At 56.3% G+C, this 13014-nt stretch carries 12 protein-coding genes and 1 other RNA gene; 9 read left to right on the top strand and 4 right to left on the bottom strand.

What is annotated here, in order from left to right; genetic code table 11:
• Positions 1–31 precede the first annotated feature (31 nt).
• Complete coding sequence (locus tag L0664_RS08560; protein WP_235225233.1) at positions 32–1534, top strand: ankyrin repeat domain-containing protein; 1503 nt, start codon at positions 32–34, stop codon at positions 1532–1534.
• Entirely contained in the window at positions 1521–2015 is a 495-nt protein-coding gene (locus tag L0664_RS08555; protein ID WP_235225232.1) for a phosphatase domain-containing putative toxin, read from the top strand. Before L0664_RS08560 ends, L0664_RS08555 begins: the two co-directional genes overlap by 14 nt.
• On the opposite strand, the gene rsgA is transcribed toward L0664_RS08555, so the two are convergent.
• Together rsgA and ffs are read right to left on the bottom strand one after the other, a co-directional pair.
• Positions 1999–3021, bottom strand: coding sequence for a ribosome small subunit-dependent GTPase A (gene rsgA, locus L0664_RS08550; RefSeq protein ID WP_235225231.1), 1023 nt, complete (start codon positions 3019–3021; stop codon positions 1999–2001). The genes L0664_RS08555 and rsgA overlap by 17 nt on opposite strands.
• A gap of 87 nt (positions 3022–3108) precedes the next feature.
• Positions 3109–3207, bottom strand: an RNA gene (gene ffs / locus L0664_RS08545) — signal recognition particle sRNA small type.
• Positions 3208–3299: 92 nt separating this feature from the next.
• On the opposite strand from ffs, the gene nudC reads away from it, so the two are divergent.
• Positions 3300–4253: an NAD(+) diphosphatase gene (gene nudC, locus L0664_RS08540; RefSeq protein WP_235225230.1), complete on the top strand. Its 954-nt coding sequence runs from the start codon at positions 3300–3302 to the stop codon at positions 4251–4253.
• Between the two features lie 70 nt (positions 4254–4323).
• The gene (locus L0664_RS08535) at positions 4324–4785 is read left to right on the top strand and encodes an SRPBCC family protein (RefSeq protein WP_235225229.1); all 462 of its coding nucleotides are present in this window, start codon (positions 4324–4326) and stop codon (positions 4783–4785) included.
• Here L0664_RS08535 and L0664_RS08530 read toward each other — a convergent pair.
• Entirely contained in the window at positions 4782–5630 is an 849-nt protein-coding gene (locus L0664_RS08530; protein ID WP_235225228.1) for a prephenate dehydratase, read from the bottom strand. The genes L0664_RS08535 and L0664_RS08530 overlap by 4 nt on opposite strands.
• A gap of 121 nt (positions 5631–5751) precedes the next feature.
• Between L0664_RS08530 and L0664_RS08525 the strand changes: the two genes are divergently transcribed.
• The 5 genes from L0664_RS08525 to L0664_RS08505 all read left to right on the top strand — a co-directional run bounded on the left by L0664_RS08525 (position 5752) and on the right by L0664_RS08505 (position 12319).
• Positions 5752–6267, top strand: coding sequence for a c-type cytochrome (locus L0664_RS08525; RefSeq protein WP_235225227.1), 516 nt, complete (start codon positions 5752–5754; stop codon positions 6265–6267).
• A 151-nt stretch (positions 6268–6418) separates the two neighbouring features.
• Positions 6419–8338 carry an extracellular solute-binding protein gene (locus L0664_RS08520; RefSeq protein WP_235225226.1) on the top strand — a complete coding sequence of 640 codons (1920 nt, stop codon included), beginning with the start codon at positions 6419–6421 and terminating at the stop codon, positions 8336–8338.
• A 38-nt stretch (positions 8339–8376) separates the two neighbouring features.
• Complete coding sequence (locus L0664_RS08515) at positions 8377–9591, top strand: microcin C ABC transporter permease YejB (protein ID WP_235225225.1); 1215 nt, start codon at positions 8377–8379, stop codon at positions 9589–9591.
• 2 nt (positions 9592–9593) lie between these two features.
• A complete protein-coding gene (locus L0664_RS08510; protein WP_235225224.1) occupies positions 9594–10739 on the top strand; it encodes an ABC transporter permease in 1146 nt (381 codons plus the stop codon).
• Positions 10736–12319: an ABC transporter ATP-binding protein gene (locus L0664_RS08505; RefSeq protein ID WP_235225223.1), complete on the top strand. Its 1584-nt coding sequence runs from the start codon at positions 10736–10738 to the stop codon at positions 12317–12319. Before L0664_RS08510 ends, L0664_RS08505 begins: the two co-directional genes overlap by 4 nt.
• Here L0664_RS08505 and L0664_RS08500 read toward each other — a convergent pair.
• On the bottom strand, positions 12316–13005 hold the full coding sequence (locus L0664_RS08500; RefSeq protein ID WP_235225222.1) for a fumarylacetoacetate hydrolase family protein: 690 nt from the start codon (positions 13003–13005) through the stop codon (positions 12316–12318). The two genes, L0664_RS08505 and L0664_RS08500, sit on opposite strands and share 4 nt — an antisense overlap.
• Positions 13006–13014: the final 9 nt, after the last annotated feature.

Raw genomic sequence — 13014 nt, 5'->3', positions numbered from 1 at the left:
GAACCTTGGGACCTGTTGATGAGGAAGTCCTATGACAGACCCCCTAGATACATTTCGACGTGCCGCAAAGGTATTGAAGTCCAGCTATGAAGCTGGCGATCTGACAGCGCGCGAACGCTTGCGTGCCTATCCACCTCGTGCAGGCGATGCCCTAAAGCACGCTGATTTTCTCCACGTCATTGCGCGTGAAAACAGCTTTGCGACGTGGCCCGCCATGAAAGGTGCCATTGAAACGCTAGGCCTGGAACGTGCGGCGAAGCTACAGCGCCTTAAAATTGCGTTGCATCAGGGCCAGACGGGTGTTGTTCGGCGGCTGATCGATGACACGCCCGATCTGGCTGCTGATCATTTTGGACTGCTGTGTGGCCTCTATGATGTGAAATCGGTTTGGGCGATGCTAACGAAAGACCCGGGGCTCGCTATTGCGCCTGCGGGGCCTTCGTTGCCTTTGGTGCATCTGGCAAAATCGCGGATGTTCACCGTCTGGCCAGATAAGGCCGCCTATGCGGTGGCGATTGCGGATATGCTGGTGGCGAACGGTGCTGACGTGAACGCCGGTTCGGTTGAACACGGCGACCCTTTGTCGCCGCTGTATTGGGCGCTGGGTCATGCGGGAAATATCGCGCTGGCGCAGTGGCTGCTTGAAGCGGGGGCAAACCCCAATGACGACGAAAGCCTGTATCACGCGACTGAACTTGGCCATGTCCAAGGCGTCAAACTGCTGTTGTCACATGGGGCTGATCCGAAGGGGACGAACGCCTTGCCGCGCGCGCTAGATTTTGACAACGCCGATATGGTTGCACTGTTACTGGATGGCGGGGCGAAACCAAATGATGCCGCGAACGGGGTAATCCCGTCCCTTCACCAAGCCGCGCGGCGGATGAATTCAGGCACGGTCTGCGATCTGTTGCTTGAAAATGGTGCTGATCCCGCGGCCCTGTGGAACGGGCACAGTGCCTATGCGTTCGCAACGGTCTTCGGAAACGCGGGTTTGGCCCGCCGGATCGAAGAACGCGGACAGGCGATACCCCTTAGTGCGACAGAGGACATGCTGGCCGTTGCGGCGACCGGACAGGTGCCGGACGGATATATCGACACCGCAAAACTGCCGGATGCCTACCGCAACATCCTGCGTGAAATCCTGCATTTGCCGGATAAGATTTCCCATCTTAAGGCATTGGTCGCCATCGGGTTGGAATGGGATCGCCCCGACGATGCAGGGGTGACGCCTGTGCAGGCCGCGGGCTGGAACGGTTTGCCCGACGTCATGGCCTATTTCCTGAGCCTCGCGCCGGATTTGGGGCATACGAACAGCTACGGTGGCACGTTGCTCAGCACGATTATTCACGGGTCTGAAAACAACCCTCTCCGTGCGTCGGCAGATTATGTGGGGTGTTTGCAATTGGCGTTGGAACATGGCGTTGCATTGCCTAAACGGGCAATTGAAATGGCGGGCAATGACGATCTGCGCGCCTTGATGCAGCAATGGGCCCGTGACAGGCCCGGACAGGTGGTGGCCCATGGACCAGTCTGAATTCGTCATTTATCCGGTGGCTGTGGGGGCAGGGCACATTGCCTTGTCCCCGATCCCGGGCCGGTTTGGACCCTACGAAGACAATTTGTCAGCGGTTTTGCATTGGGCCCCTGATCTGGTGCTGACGATGACAACGCAGGCCGAACTGGACCGCGTTGGTGCGGGGGATTTCGGCACGGACCTGATGGCGGTTGGTATCGCGTGGCGGCATTTGCCTATCATTGATTTCGGCGCACCGGATACAGCCGTTAACACGCAATGGGATGAGGTTTCTGTGCTTGCGGCGCAGGTTCTTGCCAAGGGTGGTAAAATCTTGACCCATTGTTTCGGCGGCTGTGGGCGATCTGGCATGTCTGCATTGCGATTGATGGTTGAGGCGGGGGAACATCCAGATACCGCTTTGGCCCGTCTGCGCGTTGCGCGCAGTTGTGCGGTTGAAACAGATGCGCAGTTCAATTGGGCGGCTAGAACTTCCGCTTAGCTTTGCCGCGCGCCTGACCTTCGTCGTACATCTTTTGAAGCCGTTTCATGTGGCCACGGTTTTCGCCCACGGTCGCCGTGTTGAACCGGTTTTCTTTTTCCAACTTGCGCCAGCGTTCCAGACGGTCTGCGTCAATATCACCCGCGTCGATCGCGACGCGGACGGCGCAACCCGGTTCGGTCTGATGGGCGCAATCGTTAAATTTACACTGGGTGGCCAGTTCGGTGAGATCGGCAAACACCTCATCGACACCTGTGGTTGCGTCGACCAGGCGCAACTCGCGCATCCCCGGCGTATCAATCAGCCAGCCGCCTGCACGGGCGGCGCGCAGGTTGCGGTTGGTGGTCGTGTGGCGGCCTTTCGCATCGTCCGCGCGGATACCTTGGGTCGTGTCGATCACGTCCGTCAACCGGTTCTGGATCGTGGTTTTCCCCACGCCGGATGACCCCACCAACGCTAGCGTTTGCCCGTCACTGCACCATGGCGTCAGTCGTGCGACGTCTTCCTCGTCCGTGGCATTAATCGCGATAGCCGTGAGCAATGTTGAAAGTTTTTGCGCCTGTTTGACATAAGACGCAGGGTCATCAGACTGATCTGCCTTTGTCAGGATAACCAACGGCAAACATCCTGACGCCGCGCACATCGCCAGATACCGTTCGAGCCGGGCGATATTGAAATCAGCGTTACAACTTGTGACGATACCCAAAGTGTCGACATTCGCCGCGATCAGTTGCGGTTTGGAATCCTCGCCAGCGGCACGCCGCGTGATTTCGGTAACACGTTCAAGTGGTTCGGATGCGGCGTGGCCCGTTGCGATAACCCAATCCCCGACCGCATACATGCCCGCAGGTCCAACGGGCGATAGCGATATCGGGCCCTTTTCGGACAAACCATCCAGGCGGGACCGATGTACAGCCGTGACGCGAACAGGGTGGTCTTCGTCGACCAAATCGACCTGACGCGCGAAGGCCGGTGTCCAGCCGAGTGATTTTAGGGTTGGGATCATGGAACGCTTTTAATCCATTTGGAGACTCCGCGAAAGCATGGCTTTCGATCTGCCTCCGAGCGCGAAAATGCAAAGCATTCTGGCGCGAGGTGAGAGGTTGGACATCGACCCAAGTGGGGCTCGTTGTGGCTGCTTCCTTCCGGACCTGACCAGGTTGGCGAGGCACTTGCCCGCGCCAACCCCTCAACGGTGATATAGGCGGGCGTTCGGATTCGTGCAAGGGGCGCTATTTGTGTGGGCGATTGCACCCCGTTCAAACCCGTGGCATCGGTTGCGCTATGAAACATGCAGAAACAGTTACCTTTGGCGGCTCCGGTCTTGATCGCGCTGCGCAATTGCGCGGCGATATTGCCAAAACCGAAGAAGACCCCGTCGCGCGCAGCCTTGTGATCTGGCGCGGTAAACCGCTGCTGACGTCGGAGGGTGGCGGCCTTGCCCGCGTGCCGTTGGATCATGCGATTATGGCGGATGCGGGCGCGCTGCGGATATTCTTGGGGTTGGATGATGCCGGGCCATTGTTTGCCGTGAGCCTCGATAATTGGGATCCCGAATTGGGGGACGATGATCTTGGCGCGTTCCTTGATCCGTCGTTGCAACATCACCCAAGCATGCCGCCCGACGTATGTTTCGCTGAATTGCGTGCCGTCATGACCCAGCTTTCACCCCGCGACGCTGAACTTGCGGCGACGGCCAAGTCCGTTTTGTCATGGCATGACAGTCACCGCTTTTGTTCTACGTGTGGTCAGCCCAGCGTGGCCGCGGATGCCGGATGGCGCCGTGTGTGTCCCGTCTGTGGCACGCAACATTTTCCGCGCACCGATCCAGTTGTTATTATGTTGATCACGCACGGGGATGATGTGCTGGTGGGCCGATCGCCCGGTTGGCCGGACGGGATGTATTCCCTGCTCGCCGGGTTTTTGGAACCGGGAGAAACGATGGAGGCCGCCGTGCGCCGCGAGGTGTTCGAGGAAGCGGGGATCACTGTTGGCGCGGTCGGGTATCTGGCAAGCCAGCCGTGGGCCTTTCCGTCATCGTTGATGCTGGGGTGCTACGGCGTTGCGACAAACACTGAAATCACCCTTGATCCGGTCGAGCTTGAGGATGCGCGCTGGGTCAGTCGTGCTGACATGGCCCGCGCGGCATCGGGGGAACACCCTGACATCAAACCTGCCCGTGCCGGGGCAATTGCGCATTTTTTGCTAGAGAACTGGCTGGCGAATACGCTAGATTAACCCGACGCCCCTAAACACGCGGGGCGACCCATAACAGGCCGCAAAGGCCGGACATTTGAGCAGGACCACAATGGAACTTACCGCACGCGAAGATATCGAAGCCCCGATTGATTTTGTTTTCGACCAAGTCACTGATTTTGCGACGTTCGAGAGATCAATCATGCGCCGTGGCGGCGATGTGGAACGGATGTCGGCCAGCGATGCAGCCGAGGTCGGGACCAAGTGGCGCGTCAATTTCCGCATGCGCGGCAAAGAACGCACCGTGAGGGCGCAGATTGTTCAGGTCGATACGCCTAACGGGCTTTCGATTGATGTGAATTCTGTCAGCGCGGATGGAACAATGGTGATTGAACTTGTGGCGTTGTCGCGCGCGCGCACCCGCTTGATTATCACCGCTGAGGCAGGTGCCAAAACGATACCAGCCAAGCTGTTTTTTCAATCGTTGCGGTTCGCGCGTGGCAAGACAGAAGCGCGATTCAAGACCATGCTGACCAATTTTGCCGAAGACATCGACAAAAAGTACCGCGGTTAGGTGCTGGCCTTTTCGTGCCGCCTTGGGGCGGCAGGAAAGACACCCATAAGGCGGATGTGGTCTGTGAAATAATCCAGCTCTTCCATGGCGTTTTGCACGTTTCGGTCATCTGGGTGGCCTTCGACCTCAGCGTAAAACTGCGTCGCGGTGAATTGACCGCCGACCATGTAGCTTTCCAGTTTGGTCATGTTGACACCGTTTGTCGCAAAACCGCCCATCGCTTTGTACAGTGCGGCAGGAATGTTGCGCACGCGGAACACAAAACTTGTGACCATGCCCTGATTGCCGCGCCGCGATAGATCCAGTTCGCGGGCCATAATCAGGAACCGTGTTGTGTTGCGGTCGTGGTCTTCGATGTGACGGGCCAAGACGTTCAGCCCGTAGATATCGGCCGCCATTTCGGACGCCAATGCGCCAAGGCTCATGTCATCGCCTTGCGCCACATCCATCGCAGCGCGCGCATTGTCTGGGCTGACCTGCGTCGCAATTCCGTTTTCGCGCAGGAATTTGCCGCACTGGGGCAAGATCACAACGTGGCCCGCGGCCGTGCGGATATGGCTAAGTTGCGCACCCGGTTTGCCAAGCAGGTTGATGTGCACGCGCACAAATGCCTCGTCTATGATGTGCAGGCCACTTTCGGGCAGCAACGTATGCACATCGCCCACGCGTCCGTAGGTCGAATTTTCAACCGCGATCATGCCCAGATCGGCATCGCCTTTGCGCACGGCTTCGATGGCGGATTCGAATGTGGGGCAGGGAAGGGGTTCAAAATCGGGGCGTGCTTCGAAACATGCCTGATGCCCGTAAGCGCCGAGTTCACCCTGAAATGCGATGCGTTTTGTCATCTTTATCCCTCTTTCACCCAATATCGATCAAAATGGGCATTTCGTCGCGGTGCTACACCTTGATCATTGGCGGGGGAAGCGGATACATGGCACGTGAATCAAGAAGCAAATAGGACGCGACATGTTCGACACAATGACAATGACCAAAGTTCTCGGTGCTGTTTGCGGCACTTTGTTGGTCTTTTTGCTGGGCAGCTGGGTTGCCGAAGAGATCTATCATGCCGGTGGTCACGGCGATCACGAACAAGCCTATGTTATCCCCGTTGAAGGCGGTGATGCGATTGAAGAAGAAATCGACGAAGGCCCTCCTTTCGCGGATGTTTATGCGCTTGCCAGCGCGGCTGATGGTGAAGGCCTATGGCGTGCCTGTTCTGCGTGTCACGCGCTTGAACAGGGCGAAAACGGCGTTGGCCCCTACCTTTACGGTGTTGTTGGTCGCGACGTTGCCGCATCCGAAGGCTTCAACTATTCTGGTGCTTTGATTGCTGTGAATGATGTTTGGACCCCGGAAGAATTGAACGCGTTTCTGGAAGGTCCCAAGGCGTATGCACCTGGTACAGCGATGTCTTACAATGGCATGCGCAAGATCGAAGATCGCGCGAACTTGATCGCGTATCTTGATAGCCTCGACGACTGATAAGCGATCCGAATTTGAGCAAAGGCCGTCCCATTTGGGGCGGCCTTTTGCGTTCGATCACGCAAACCTCACGTAATCTCAACTTGAATGTTCGACAAAGGCCGCTTTAGCTTCAAATATAGCGAATATCGTAATTTTTGAGGAGTGCCCAATGACAAAGACCCCGTGCAGGACCGCCAAAGCCGTTGCTCAGTCGAAAACGACCGGCATATCGAAATGGGGTCTAATGCTGGCAGGGTCGGTGTTTGCGATCGCGGGTGCCACAATGGTGCGTGCCGAAAGCCATGAAGAAATCACGGTGTCGCATGGGTTTTCCAACTTCGGAGAGCTGAAATACGGCCCCGATATTGAACACCTCGACTACGTAAATCCGGATGCACCAAAGGGTGGCGAGATCAGCGTTTGGTCGCGCGGCACGTTTGATACATTTAACGGCTTTACCCGCGAAGGGACGTTGGGGGCTGGCACGACGATCTTGTACGAAAGTATCTTGGTTGCAACGGCGGATGATCCCTATGGCGCCTACTGTTATCTGTGCACGACGATGGAATATCCCGAAAGCCTGGATTGGGTGATTTTCAATCTGCGCGAAGACGTCACATTTTCTGATGGAACGCCGTTCACCGCTGAAGACGTCGAGTTTGCCAATAATCTGATCATGGAACAGGGGCTGCCCGAATACGTCGCCGTCGTGTCCGATTTTCTGACAGACGTCGAAGTTCTAGATACGTACCGCATCAAGTTCACGTTTGCGCCCGGTGCGCCGCGCCGCGACGTGATCGGGTTTGCAGGAACGACCCGCGCTTTTTCCAAGGCGTGGTTCGAAGAAACAGGCGCGCGGCTGGATGAAAGCACGGATGTGCCATTCCTAGGCACAGGCGCATATGTCCTAGACAGTTATGATACGAACCGTCAGATCATCTACGCCAAAGATCAAGATTGGTGGGGCGCTGAACATCCGTTCAACATCGGGCAGGCGAATTTTGATACAATCCGGTATGAGTATTTCACAGACAGCGCTGCCGCGTTCGAGGCGTTCAAGGCAGGCGAATATACGTTCCGGCTGGAAAATTCGTCGCTCCAATGGGCCACGGGTTACGAATTTCCCGCTGTAGAACAGGGTTGGGTGAACGTCGAAGAACTGCCCGACGGGGCTATGGGGTCTGCGCAGGCATATATTTTTAATCTGCGCGATCCGAAATTTCAGGACCGCGACGTGCGCGAGGCAATCGGCCTGATGTTCAATTTTGAATGGAGCAATGAGACATTGTTCTATGGTTTGTACGAACGTGTTGAATCCTTCTGGCAAAATTCAGATCTACAGGCGCGCGGCGTACCGTCCGAAGCCGAAATTGAGGTGCTGCAACCCTACGTCGACAACGGCCTTCTGCCGGCGTCCATCCTGACCGACGAGGCGGTTGTGCCGCTACAGTCCGGTGCGAACCGCCCGACAGATCGCTCAAACCTGCGCATCGCGTCTGACCTTCTGGAGGGTGCAGGCTGGATCGCAGGCGAAGACGGTATCCGGCGCAAGGACGGTCAGGTTCTTAGCCTTGAAATGCTGACCTATTCGCCGGGGTCTGACCGCATTGTGAACCCGTATATCGAGAACCTTAAACGGCTTGGCATTGATGCCACGATGAACCGAGTGGACTTTGCACAATACGTTGATCGCCTTCAGGCGCCTGTTGATTTTGACATGATCACCCACAACCTGACGCAGATGTTTGAACCCGGTACAGGCATGCGCCAATGGTTCGGGTCTGAAACGGCGGATGACAGTTCACGCAATTTGATGGGCCTTAAGAACGGCGTTGTTGATGCTTTGATGACTGTGGTCATTAATGCGAAATCGCTTGAGGAAATGACGGTTGCGACGCAGGCGCTGGACCGCGTGTTGCGTGCTGAGTTGTTCTGGGTGCCGCAGTTTTACAACGACAAACATTTCGTCGCTTATTACGACCAATATGAATACCCCGATCCACTGCCGCCTTTTGCCTTGGGCAACTTGTCATTCTGGTGGTACAATGCTGACAGAGCCGCAGAGCTTGAAGCCGCGGGCGCGTTCTAAGCCCGCTACAATAAAAATAATAAAGGCTACGCAGACCTATGGGCGCCTATATCTTCAAACGATTGCTGCTTGTGATCCCCACGCTGCTGGGGATCATGATCATCAATTTTGCGCTGATCCAGTTTGTGCCCGGTGGGCCAATCGAGCAGATTATCGCGCAGCTTGAAGGCGGCGGGGATGTGTTCGAAGGCATTTCTGGTGGTGGGTCAGAAATCGTTGAAGAAGGCAGTGACAGCGTCGCATCACGCGGATTGCCGCAGGAATTTCTGGATGAGCTTCAGGTCGAATTTAACTTTTCACGTATTGTTTGCGAGGCTGGTTTCGTAGGCGAACCGGACCTGCGCGCAGATGAATGTTCCCCCGTTCCCATTCCCGCGTTCGAACGGTTTTTCCTGATGATGTGGGATTATGTGCGCTTTGACTTTGGTGACAGTTATTTCCGCTCCGTGTCCGTTGTTGATCTGGTCCTGGAAAAGATGCCCGTGTCGATCACACTGGGTCTGTGGTCCACTCTGATCGCCTATATGGTGTCGATTCCGCTGGGCATCAAAAAGGCTGTGCGCGACGGATCGTCTTTTGACACATGGACATCGGCGGCGATCATCGTGGGTTATGCCATTCCGGGGTTCTTGTTTGCGATCCTGCTGATTGTGCTTTTTGCGTCCAACAACTGCTTCCGCCTGCCGTTCGGGATTTCCGATTTCTTGCGGGAAAATGTGACGTGGCTTTATAATTCGAACCCGACTTGCCTGCGGCTGTTTCCGCTGCGCGGTTTGACGTCGTCCAATTTCGAAGACCTCAGCACATGGGGCCAGATCAAGGACTACCTCCACCACATCGCATTACCTGTATTGGCATCCACGATTTCGGCCTTTGCGACCCTGACCTTGCTGACCAAAAACAGCTTCTTGGACGAGATCAAAAAGCAATACGTGATCACCGCCAAGGCCAAGGGCCTGTCAGAGGGTCGTGTGTTGTACGGCCACGTTTTCCGCAATGCCATGCTGATCGTGATTTCCGGCTTCCCGGCATTGTTTATCGGTGTGTTCTTTGGTGGGTCGTTGATTATCGAAACGCTGTTCTCTCTCGACGGGCTGGGGCGTTTGGGGTTCGAGGCCACGTTGCAGCGTGACTATCCCGTGATGTTCGGAACGCTGTTCGCCTTCTCGCTTATGGGGCTAATCGTCGGGATTTTGACGGACATCACCTACGTGTTGATCGACCCGCGCATCGATTTTGAAAAGAGGGGTTAAGGATGGACACTGCACTCCCCCCCACCCCGAAAAAGGGCCGTTTTGCCCTGTCGCCGCTCAACAAACGCCGCTGGAAAAACTTTACACGTAACCGCCGTGCCTATTGGTCGTTGTGGATTTTCATGGTCCTGTTTGTGTTATCGCTGTTTGCTGAATTCCTGGCGAACGATAAACCGATCATGGTCAGCTATCGCGGCGAAATCCGCATGCCGATTTTCAGCTTTTATTCTGAACGGGACTACGGCGGCGATTTCCCGACCGAGGCTGAATACAAAGATATCGAAGTCAAATGTCTGATCGAAACCGGTGGGCTGGAAATCTGTTTTGACGACCCCGAAGGTATGATCGAGGCCGCGAACACGGGCACGATTGAAGACGCGGAATTCGACAAAGGCTGGCTGATCTGGCCGCCCATTCCGTACAGCTACAACACAATTGTTGACATTCCCGGCGTCGCCCCGTCACCGCCCGATGAAAACAATTGGCTGGGCACGGATGATACGAAACGCGATGTGACAGCGCGTGTAATCCACGGGTTCCGTCTGTCGATTTTGTTCACGATCATTGTCACATCCATCGCGTCGATCATCGGCATCATAGCGGGCGCCATTCAGGGATATTTTGGCGGGTGGGTCGACCTGATATTTCAACGCCTGCTGGAAATCTGGGGAAGCACACCGTCGCTTTACGTCATTATCATTTTATTCGCGATATTGGGGCGCTCTTTCTGGCTGCTTGTGTTTCTTACAATCCTGTTCGGCTGGCCCGCCTTGGTGGGTGTGGTCAGGGCTGAATTCCTAAGGGCGCGGAACTTTGAATATGTGCGCGCGGCCAAGGCGCTGGGCGTATCTGACCGCACAATCATGTTCCGGCATATGTTGCCCAACGCGATGGTGGCGACCGTCACGATGTTGCCGTTCATCATCACCGGCACCATTGCAACGCTCGCATCTCTCGACTTTCTTGGCTTTGGCCTGCCGTCTTCGGCGCCATCGCTTGGTGAAATGACATTGCAGGCCAAACAAAACCTACAGGCCCCATGGCTCGGTTTTACGGCCTTCTTCACCTTTGCGATCATGCTGTCGCTGCTGGTGTTCATCTTTGAGGGCGTGCGTGATGCGTTCGATCCGCGAAAGACGTTTTCATGACCCGTGTGCTCGACGTTCAAGACCTCACAGTTGATTTTCGCCAAGACGGGGAAACCACCCATGCCGTGCGCGGTGTGTCGTTTCATGTCGATAAGGGCGAAACAGTTGCGATTGTCGGTGAATCCGGGTCGGGTAAATCCGTGTCAGCCTTGTCCACCGTCCAGCTTTTGGGCGACAGCGCGACGGTTGGCGGGTCAATCACCTATGATGGCACCCAGATGGTCGGCGCGTCTGAACGTGATCTGCGACGCGTGCGCGGCAACGACATCAGCTTTATCTTTCAAGAACCGATGACATCGTTGAACCCGCTGCACACGATTGAAAAGCAGCTCGCGGAATCGATTGAGCTGCACCAAGGGCTGCGCGGCGGTGCGGTGCGCACGCGTATCCTTGAACTGTTGGTGCAGGTCGGTATCCACGATCCCGAAAGCCGCCTGTCGGCTTATCCGCATCAACTGTCTGGCGGGCAGCGACAACGCGTCATGATCGCCATGGCGCTGGCCAACGGCCCCGAAATGCTGATTGCGGATGAACCGACAACTGCGCTGGACGTGACCATTCAGGCGCAAATTCTTGATCTGCTGGCGGACCTGAAACGCGATCTTGGGATGTCGATGCTGTTCATCACCCATGACCTGACAATCGTGCGCAAAATCGCGGATCGTGTGTGTGTGATGAAGGACGGTGAAATCGTCGAACATGGCCCGACGGCTGAATTGTTTGCCAACCCGCAACATCCCTACACCCGCACCCTGCTTGAGGCTGAAAGCACGGGCTTCCCTGACCCTGTCGATCCGCAGGCCAAGGTTGTTGCGAAGGCCGAGAACCTGAAAATCTGGTTCCCGCTGACTTCAGGTCTTTTGCGCCGTACGACAGGTTACGTAAAAGCCGTGAACGATGCGTCGTTTGAGGTGAGGGCAGGGGAGACTGTCGGTATCGTCGGTGAATCCGGGTCTGGCAAAACAACGCTCGCGTTGGCGATGATGCGTTTAATCCAGTCCGAAGGGCGGATCGTGTTCATGGGCAAAGACCTGCATGGGCTGGGGGAACGCTCAATGCGCCCGCTGCGATCGGACATGCAGATCGTGTTTCAAGATCCGTATGGGTCACTTAGTCCGCGCATGACGGTGGAACAGATCATCGCCGAAGGGCTGACAGTTCACGGCACTGCCGCAGGTAAAAACCCGCGTGAAATGGTGGCTGAGATCATGGGTGAAGTCGGGCTTGATCCGGCGCTGATGGATCGTTACCCGCACGAGTTTTCAGGCGGTCAGCGACAGCGCATCGCGATTGCGCGGGCGATGATTTTGCGCCCGACGCTGGTGGTGCTGGATGAACCGACATCGGCACTGGATATGACCGTTCAGGTGCAAATCGTTGACCTGCTGCGGGACCTTCAAAAGAAATACCAGCTGGCGTATCTGTTTATTTCGCATGATTTGAAAGTGGTGCGCGCGCTGAGCCACAAGGTGATGGTGATGAAACGTGGTGATGTTGTCGAAGCCGGCGACGCCGATGCGATTTTTGACGCGCCACAGGTCGAATACACCCGTGAATTGATGAAAGCGGCGTTTGGCTAGGTCACTGTAATGGACGCGCCAGAAAGCCCTTCGATGTCACACGCACAGGTTTGACCCGCCGAAATAGGGCCGACGCCAGACGGCGTGCCTGTCATGATGATGTCACCGGCCTCAAGCGTTACCAGTTTTGACAGGGTTGCGATGATTTCAGGCACGGACCAGATCATCTGCGTCAGGTCACCGTTCTGGCGTACTTCACCTTCTACCGTGCAGCGCACGGCCCCCGCGTTCGGGTGCCCGACCTCTGACACGGGGTGCACGGTGCCGATCACGGCTGAATTGTCGAACCCTTTGGCCATATCCCAAGGGCTGCCTTTGGCCTTGGCCGCTGCCTGAACGTCACGGCGCGTCAGATCATTGCCGACCGCGTAGCCATAAACATGATCCAGTGCGTCGGCTTCTGCGATATCGGTGCCGCCACGGTTCAACACGACGACCAGTTCGACTTCGTGATGCAGGTTTTGCGTGGCCAAGGGGTAGGGAATGGACGCGCCAGACAGCACAATCGCGCTGGCGGGTTTCATGAAAAAGATCGGCGGATCAGCCTTAGGGTCGCCGCCCATTTCAGCCACGTGATCGGCGTAGTTCTGGCCCACACAAAAGACGCGGTGAACACCAATGTGGTGATCGGGTGTGCTGGATTTCAACGTCGGTGTATTGGGCGGGCGAACGATCAGGGTGGCCATGGGCGTGGT

The organism is Octadecabacter dasysiphoniae (assembly GCF_021532615.1).
In the GTDB taxonomy this organism is placed as follows: Bacteria; Pseudomonadota; Alphaproteobacteria; order Rhodobacterales; family Rhodobacteraceae; genus Octadecabacter; species Octadecabacter dasysiphoniae.
This window is presented reverse-complemented; position numbering and strand designations above follow the sequence as displayed.

Bases quoted from the DNA above. Each gene is read 5' to 3' on its own strand.
- L0664_RS08520 (WP_235225226.1), top strand. From the start codon at position 6,419: ATGACAAAGACCCCGTGCAGGACCGCCAAAGCCGTTGCTCAGTCGAAA.
- L0664_RS08535 (WP_235225229.1), top strand. From the start codon at position 4,324: ATGGAACTTACCGCACGCGAAGATATCGAAGCCCCGATTGATTTTGTT.
- L0664_RS08560 (WP_235225233.1), top strand. From the start codon at position 32: ATGACAGACCCCCTAGATACATTTCGACGTGCCGCAAAGGTATTGAAG.
- L0664_RS08530 (WP_235225228.1), bottom strand. From the start codon at position 5,630: ATGACAAAACGCATCGCATTTCAGGGTGAACTCGGCGCTTACGGGCAT.
- rsgA (WP_235225231.1), bottom strand. From the start codon at position 3,021: ATGATCCCAACCCTAAAATCACTCGGCTGGACACCGGCCTTCGCGCGT.
- L0664_RS08500 (WP_235225222.1), bottom strand. From the start codon at position 13,005: ATGGCCACCCTGATCGTTCGCCCGCCCAATACACCGACGTTGAAATCC.
- L0664_RS08510 (WP_235225224.1), top strand. From the start codon at position 9,594: ATGGACACTGCACTCCCCCCCACCCCGAAAAAGGGCCGTTTTGCCCTG.
- L0664_RS08525 (WP_235225227.1), top strand. From the start codon at position 5,752: ATGTTCGACACAATGACAATGACCAAAGTTCTCGGTGCTGTTTGCGGC.
- L0664_RS08555 (WP_235225232.1), top strand. From the start codon at position 1,521: ATGGACCAGTCTGAATTCGTCATTTATCCGGTGGCTGTGGGGGCAGGG.
- L0664_RS08515 (WP_235225225.1), top strand. From the start codon at position 8,377: ATGGGCGCCTATATCTTCAAACGATTGCTGCTTGTGATCCCCACGCTG.
- L0664_RS08505 (WP_235225223.1), top strand. From the start codon at position 10,736: ATGACCCGTGTGCTCGACGTTCAAGACCTCACAGTTGATTTTCGCCAA.
- nudC (WP_235225230.1), top strand. From the start codon at position 3,300: ATGAAACATGCAGAAACAGTTACCTTTGGCGGCTCCGGTCTTGATCGC.